We start from the raw sequence: 1,249 nt of genomic DNA on the forward strand, positions 1-1,249 counted from the left end.
TCCATTGTCTTGCTGGAACTGTCTTACAGCTCTTTCTGTAATAGGACCATAATAACCAGTTAGATTAGCAGAAAAATAGCCTAATTCTCTAAGTTTTCTTTGAACTGCAGCCACCGTTGCGGCATTATCTCCACGTCTTAGATAGACTGCACTATTAGGGGAAAGAATTGCATTGCTTTCTGGTCTAAAGTTAGAAGTGCCAGAAAAAAAAGAGCTTGTTGCTATTTGTCCTTGGTATGTTTGACTAACATTAAAATAACTATTTGTTTCAGGACTAGGAATTTCTGGCCTTCTAGCCCAACAAGAATCAATAATAATTAAATTAATTATCATTTTTGATAAAAAGTTTATGTAAGCGAAGCTAGAAAGTTTTTCCCATTTGAGTCCTTCAATAAGTTTGAAGTCTTTGTTTTCTTGATTAGCCAGAAAAACTTCTATATATGCAAGAGATTCCATAAATTTTCCTGGGGTACTTTAACATTTTAATACTAACAAACTCAATCAATTTAGTTTGTTATCTTAAAGAAGTTATACCAATTTTATGTGAGGCTGCACAAAATCATGAAATTTATTACTTGTCTGCCTCGATCTACAGTTAACTCTGATTAAAATATTATTTTATAACAACTTCATATTAATTTGGTATTATAGCAATTCTCAACAGAGTATAATTCAGAAAATTATTATGAATAGAAATTGAGACTTTATATATTTATATATAACTATAATAAAATTTCTAGCCGATCAAGAGAGGGGAATATTTGAATCTATCACTTCAAATATTCACATAAATTTCCCTATTAAATATAGAGGCTTTTTTCTCTCCTTGTAAAGACTTCTATATTTTAGTTTATGTTTATTCTTTATTAAACTGCTATTAGTGTATTAAATTATTAGGTAGAATAACGTACTGAAAGAACATATATAGGTTAATTTAATTTAAAATTTCCTATCTAATGTTCTATCATTTTGCCGTACTATAAAATGCTTAAACTAAACCTGCCCGGTCAAAAATCAGAGCTACTAAAGCAGCAAAAATAGTTATTCCTAAAGCAGTTAAAGGATTTTGACCCTGACTAACAGCAAAAGAAGTCACTACACCAGCTCCTAAAGCAGCAGTAACGGCAGCAACCAATGGATCGCGGTTTGAACGATTTTTGTACATAATTATTAATTCCAGATAGATTTGTTAAACAATTCATAACTAACAACGTTGTTTCAACCTATCACTGAATTAATAATTAAGATG

The 1,249-nt window shown here is 30.3% G+C and carries 2 protein-coding genes; both read right to left on the reverse strand.

Features of this window, described 5'->3' with window-relative positions; translation table 11 throughout:
• The coding region (locus tag F6K13_RS33855) for a peptidoglycan-binding protein (RefSeq protein ID WP_287290034.1) at positions 1-456 on the reverse strand (456 nt) is incomplete at its 3' end.
• A gap of 532 nt (positions 457-988) precedes the next feature.
• On the reverse strand, positions 989-1,165 hold the full coding sequence (locus tag F6K13_RS33860) for a hypothetical protein (protein ID WP_192901198.1): 177 nt from the start codon (positions 1,163-1,165) through the stop codon (positions 989-991).
• Between the last annotated feature and the right edge of the window lie 84 nt (positions 1,166-1,249).

Source organism: Okeania sp. SIO2B9 (assembly GCF_010672505.1).
GTDB classification, from domain to species: Bacteria; Cyanobacteriota; Cyanobacteriia; order Cyanobacteriales; family Microcoleaceae; genus Okeania; species Okeania hirsuta.

Excerpts from the sequence above, each read along its gene's own strand:
- F6K13_RS33860 (WP_192901198.1), bottom strand. The coding sequence starts at position 1,165 with ATGTACAAAAATCGTTCAAACCGCGATCCATTGGTTGCTGCCGTTACT.